This window comes from Aliivibrio sifiae (genome assembly GCF_002954705.1).
Taxonomy (GTDB): Bacteria; Pseudomonadota; Gammaproteobacteria; order Enterobacterales; family Vibrionaceae; genus Aliivibrio; species Aliivibrio sifiae_A.
The window spans coordinates 2,024,286-2,030,285 of record NZ_MSCO01000001.1 but is presented as its reverse complement, the minus strand read 5'-3'; the positions used below and the strand labels follow the sequence as shown (position 1 = coordinate 2,030,285).

Annotated in this window: 4 protein-coding genes; all 4 read right to left on the bottom strand. The window is 40.0% G+C overall.

The features are described 5' to 3' along the window. The coding region (locus BTO22_RS09005) for an ABC transporter permease (RefSeq protein ID WP_105055190.1) at positions 1 to 1,022 on the bottom strand (1,022 nt) is incomplete at its 3' end. A 1-nt stretch (position 1,023) separates the two neighbouring features. Beyond that, positions 1,024 to 2,010 (bottom strand): ABC transporter permease, encoded by a 987-nt coding sequence (locus BTO22_RS09000; protein ID WP_105055189.1) that lies wholly within the window; start codon positions 2,008 to 2,010, stop codon positions 1,024 to 1,026. Between the two features lie 99 nt (positions 2,011 to 2,109). Beyond that, complete coding sequence (locus BTO22_RS08995; RefSeq protein WP_105055188.1) at positions 2,110 to 3,777, bottom strand: ABC transporter substrate-binding protein; 1,668 nt, start codon at positions 3,775 to 3,777, stop codon at positions 2,110 to 2,112. Positions 3,778 to 4,181: 404 nt separating this feature from the next. Beyond that, complete coding sequence (locus tag BTO22_RS08990) at positions 4,182 to 5,513, bottom strand: outer membrane protein transport protein (protein WP_105055187.1); 1,332 nt, start codon at positions 5,511 to 5,513, stop codon at positions 4,182 to 4,184. Between the last annotated feature and the right edge of the window lie 487 nt (positions 5,514 to 6,000).

Here is a 6,000-nt window from a genome sequence, read left to right as displayed (position 1 = left end):
TATTGTATCCCTCTTTCAATATGTGGTGGAAATGCGGTTTCAGTTGCCGGTGAATGAGCTTGTTTTACTGCTTTTTCCCAGCGACGCATTCCTTTGTGAGATCTCAATTGAGGGTTGGCGATTTCATCAACGGCAAAGTTTAATAAAGATAAGCCAAGAGCGATAAAGATAAGAGCTAAACATGGTGTTAAAATCTCCCACCATGCACCGATCAGCATAGAAGAAGAGGTTTGAACGTTATATAGCATCACACCCCAACTAATGGCATTAGGGTCTCCTAAACCAAGGAAAGATAAGCTGGCCTCTGTCATAATTGCGAGTAATACACAGCCAATAAAGCTAGCGCCTACAATCGAAATTAAGTTAGGTAAAATCTCAACAGAGATGATACGCCATGATGATTCACCTAATAATTCAGCTGCGCGAATGAACTCTTTTTCACGCAGTGATAAGGTTTGAGCTCTAACGACCCTAGCTCCCCATGCCCAAGAAGTAATGGCAATAACAACGGCAATGGTTGTAGGTCCTGCTTGCCCAATGAAAGCCGCAATAATAAACAGCAAAGGAAGCTGAGGAACCACAAGCATAATATTCATGGCTGCGGTTAATACTTCATCGACGCGTCCCCCAAAATACCCAGCAGACACGCCAATAAATGTCGCTAAAAGGCAGACTAAGATCCCAGCGCCGAAGCCAACAGCTAAAGAGGTGCGAGTGCCATAAACGAACTGTGACCAAATATCGCGCCCCATACGTGAAGTACCTAATACATGTTCGGCTTTTTCTGACATCATTAATGTGCGTTTATTGGTAGCAAGGCGTGTTGCAATCCAACCATCTGGATTGTTTTGCGCTGCTTTTACAACAAAAGAAGGATATTCATGTGGATTACCCGTTCCAACATCAGGCGCATGTTTGGTTAATAGTGGTGCGAAGAGCGCGATAAAAATAAAGACAAGTAAAATACACAGTCCAAACAATGCCTTAGGGTTACGAGTCAGCAATGTGAATAAAGGTTTCATTTTATTTTTCTCCATTACGTAAGCGAGGATCTAAAAAGACAATGAAGATGTCGGCCATAAAATTAAAGAACAACATGAATAGAGTCATAAGAAGTAATTGCCCTTGTAGTACTTGGTAGTCTCGGGCGTGAATAGCATTTAATAAAACAGTGCCTAATCCAGGGTAGTTAAAGATCATTTCAATAATTAATTGACCACTGATTGCCGTTCCTAACGCCATAGATAATGCAGTTACACTTGGTAGCATGGCATTACGTGCCGCGTAGTTAAAAACAACGCGATTTTCAGTTAGGCCTTTGGCTTTTGCCATGGTAATGAAGTCTTCATTAAGAAGGTTAATCATGTTGTTACGCATGCTTATCAAGAACCCACCAATTTGAGTGATGGTGGCACAGAAAAGGGGAAGGGCTGCGTGATACAACACATCTTTATAAAATGCCCAGCTAGACCAGTCAGGAGTCTCGCCTGAAGTGTAAGCATTACCAGCAGGAAACCACTCCAAACCAACGGCAAAGATAAACATCACCAACATTGCAACCACTACTGATGGAATTGATTGTACTACAAGCATTGCTGGTGAGATTACGCTGTCATAACGGCTACCACGACGCCAAGCCGCAAAAATTCCAAGAACAGAGCCAATGCAGAACGAAAGAATAACGGCAGTTCCGGTTAAAAATAGTGACCACCCAATAGCGCCGCCTAATAAATCCGTTACGGATATCGGGTAAAATTTAATGGAGGTACCCCAATTCCAAGTGAAAATATTAGATAGGTAAGTAAAGTACTGTTCATATAAAGGGGCATCAACGAAGCCTAATAATTTTCTCATTGCATCAATACGCTCAGGACTTACATAAGTCATGGCGTTAGCAAACATCATGGTTACTGGATCACCCGGCATTGCTCGGGGTAAAATAAAATTTAACGTTGCAGCAAAAATTAAGGCTAAAAAGTAGAAGAAAAGTCGACGTACGAAAAAGCTCATAACCTATTCCTATTAAAAATAATGAAAATAAACTTAAGAGCAGCGTGAAATAGTGGAATTTCCATGCTGCTAGGTGTGTTTTTACGCGGTATTACTTGATTATGTTCTAGGTTTTAAATCAAGAACGTGCAGTAAACGCTCAGGAACACCAGCCCATGATAGTGGTCGGCCTTTTGGATTCTCAGCATTCCACCATCCAGTAAAACGACTTTCATTAAATTGATAAACATCTACGCCCGACATAACAGGAACCGTAACTTGGTTCTCAGCAATGATCTGTTGGATTTGGTGAGCAATGTTTTTTTGTTCTTTAATACTTGCGGTTTTATAGAATTTATCTAATAGCGTATCTAATTGAGCATCCTTGAAAAAATGCATCGCAAATCGTGGCATGTTTCCGCCAGCTTGATTACGTGAGTGGTATGCACTGTTCCAATAAGGGTGAGGATCGGCACCGTTAAAGTAATTGGTGTAAGCGATATCATAAGTCCCAGATACCATCGCTTTGTTATAGACCGCAAAGTCAGCCGTACGAGCGGTTGCATTGATACCGGCAGCGCGAAGCTGTTCTACACCAAGTTGCACAGTGTTATTAAAATCAGTCCAACCGTTAGGGGATTGAACTTCAAGTAGAATCGGTTTTCCTGTTGGTGTTTCTACGTATCCATCGCCATCAATGTCTTTAAATCCAGACTCTTCAAGCAATGCTTTTGCTCCTGTCACATTATAGGTGTTATAACCTCGATATTTGTTGTAGATATCTTTATCAGCCCAAAACTTAAATACCTCGCCAAGGCCTGATGCGTAGTCGTTCACAACACCATTACCATAAAAAGCGATATCAATAATTTTTTGGCGATCGATAGACATTGAGAAGGCGCGACGGAAATCGACGTTATTAATCGCTTCATGGTTGCCTGGTTTTGGGGATTTAAAGTTAAGCATAAAGGCCTGAGCGCTAGCAGCAGGGTACCAATATTTATGGTGCTTATTTCTAGCGACATAAGTGCTATCAATATCAGGGATAAAGGCTGCAGACCAATCCAGTTCTGATTTAATGATGCGACTGAGTAATTGGTCATTATTGGCAATTTGTGGTACGCGTAAACAGTCCACTTCTAAGTTATCATTATCCCAATAGTTTGGATTTCGACATTGAACATAAAGTTGAGGGGTAAAGATGTCTATTTCAGTAAAAGGCCCTGAGCCAACAGGATTTTCATTAGTGAAACTTTCAGGATTTTTAATGTCTTTCCAAATGTGCTTAGGAACAACAGGAATATTGGCTATTTCATAAGGTAAATTTGAGTGCGCTTCAGTTAAATCAAAAATAACATTATTGCCTTCTTGGCGAACGCTTTTCAGCCAACGGTTAATACCACGAGGGTCGAGCTCTGGTTTTGCTTTGATTAGTTCGAAAGAATAAACCACATCTTCAGCAGTGAACGGCTTTCCATCAGACCATTTTACGCCTTCCCGTATTTCGTAAGTAACTTGAGTTAAATCTTCAGACATGTAGTAATTTTTTGCTAAGCGCATAACGGGTTTATTACCATGCATTTGATTAAAAATAACCAAAGGCTCATAAATAAAATCTGTCGTTGTACGTAAGTTTGTTGATAAATAAGGGTTAAAATTACGAATGAGTACAGGATAGAAATCAGAGACAATAGTGAGCTGATTTTTTTCTTCTGCGAACGCACTTTGAGAAGATAATGCAGCGAGTATTACTAACGCGAGTCGAGATGACTTGGCTTTTAAAAACATAAAGCTTCCTTACTTAATGATTAATGCAATAAACTACAGTCATAAAATTAATTTCTATGAAGAGGTGAGTTCGTCGTTTTTTTTGAATATAAATAAGCATTTTTTAGAATCAAATTACAATTAAGATTTTGATAAATAAGAGTAATATTGTACTCTTATTTATTGGTATGCTGTAATTAACGGACAGTGTAGTCTGCATTAGAGTTAATTAAGAGTGGATAAAAGGCATATTTACTGGACATCCGTATCCAAGAGAATTATTTGTGATATGCTTAAAAAACAGGCGAGATGTTTACATTTTACCCAATAAGAGTTAAATAAAAGAAAGCCTTGGTTATTTTTAGAGATAAAAAAATGGCGCTCATCGTAAGATGAGCGCCATTCTGTTTGGTTCTATGTATTTATTAGAAACGGTAGTTCGCTTGAACACCCACTAGCCATACATTGCCAGTCGTTTCGCCTTCGAAAGTCCCACCGAATGGAGCTGATTTTGGATCTTTTTCATGCATTTTTGCATCTTTCGCAAAAATGTAAGTAAAGCCTGCATCTAGAGTTAGGTTGTCAGACCATACGTAACCAGCACCCATGCTTAACCATAGACGATCAGTTTCAGGGATTGTTGCAGTGCGGTGCTCGTCACTTACTGCTGAAGTGTCATAAGCCACACCAGAGCGCAGCGTTACTTTTTGGTTCAGAGTATAAGTACCACCAATAGCTAGACGGTAGTTATCTTCCCAGTTTTCTTCTTTAATTGTATCTTTACCGTTAACCATTGGAGAGTCATTTACATCTGCAACTAATTTTTCAAAGCTGCTCCAGTCAGTCCAATTGAAGCTAGCGTGTACGGCAACTTTATCATTTAATTGATGGTAACTAGCTAACTCGGCTGTAGCTGGCAAAGCTAATTCCATTGAACCATTGTATTTGGTTGTTGGGTTTAATGGATTAAATGCAAATCCATTCGCTTTACCTTCTAAATTTAGATTTACTTCTGATTTATAGCTAAAGCCAATACGGTTACTATCGTTGATTTGCCAAGCGGTACCTACTTGCCATCCCCAGGCTTCATCTGTGCCTTCCATGTACTTTAATGAACTTCCTGCTGGTAATGGAAGATTACCAATTGGAGTTGGAATTTGAGTTGGGCTTTGGCTTGGTGTTATAGCACCAAAGCTACCTTCTGCAATCACATAACGCACACCGCCACCAACACTGAATTGTTGATTGATTTTATACGCCATGTTTACGTTGATTTCTTTAGTGATAACGCTAGCTTCGTTACCAAAGTTTGTTGCAGAGAAATCATCGCCTAGGTCTGTTTCCATACCGTAGTTAGTACCGACTGCAAAACCAATTGCAATTTGTTCATTTACACGATGAGAAACATATAAATTAGGAATAAATGCATCGTGTGCAAAATCATTAGATTTGGTTGATGTAGTTTTAGGTCCAGATGGAATCATCTGTGTTGATTCACCCTCAACATCAATATTCGGATTTACATAAATACCACCAACAGAAACTTGGGTACCTTCTAAGTACGTCAGCATTGCCACGTTGCGCCATTGTGCATCTGCGCCATCAGCGATAGCTGCTTCACCTGCGTAAGCACGACCAAGACCAGTCGCTGAATACTCTGCCAATTGGAAGCCTGCTGCCATAGAGTTTGTGCTTGCTACTGAGCCTAATAGACCAAATGCAATAGCAAGAGATAGGCGGTTTTTATTATTGTTCATTGATTTTTCCATACTGGTACAAGTGTACGCTGAATTTTGTGGTAGTAAGTTGAAGTGGATAATACGTTTTAGAGTAAAAACTTCAAACAAAAAATTGATTTATTCGAGTTTTAAGCGCTTTTTTCTGTAAAAAGTTTCATTTTTAGACGGAATTTGTGTATTAATCTGGTCAGATGTGTTAATTGGGCGCACAGGTGTAGGTTTGAATTTAGATTGAGGGTATATGTGTACGCTGAAATTTTGGTGGGAAGTAGGAACTAGTTTTAGGGACAAGGGATTAGGAAGAGCAGGGTTCAGATCGCTTCGCTTGCAGGTTTCAGGGGGGATCGCTTTTGACGTTAAGCTCCTCCCCCTTACTAAGGGGGAGGTTGGGAGGGGGTCAAGAACTAACAGCGTTAAATCAAGTCAAATTGATATTTTATTCTACCTGTATCGCAGTAACCCCTCCCTAACCCTCCCTAACCCTCCCCTTAGTAAGGGGAGAGGA

Bases quoted from the DNA above. Each gene is read 5' to 3' on its own strand.
- BTO22_RS09000 (WP_105055189.1), bottom strand. From the start codon at position 2,010: ATGAGCTTTTTCGTACGTCGACTTTTCTTCTACTTTTTAGCCTTAATT.
- BTO22_RS08995 (WP_105055188.1), bottom strand. From the start codon at position 3,777: ATGTTTTTAAAAGCCAAGTCATCTCGACTCGCGTTAGTAATACTCGCT.
- BTO22_RS08990 (WP_105055187.1), bottom strand. From the start codon at position 5,513: ATGAACAATAATAAAAACCGCCTATCTCTTGCTATTGCATTTGGTCTA.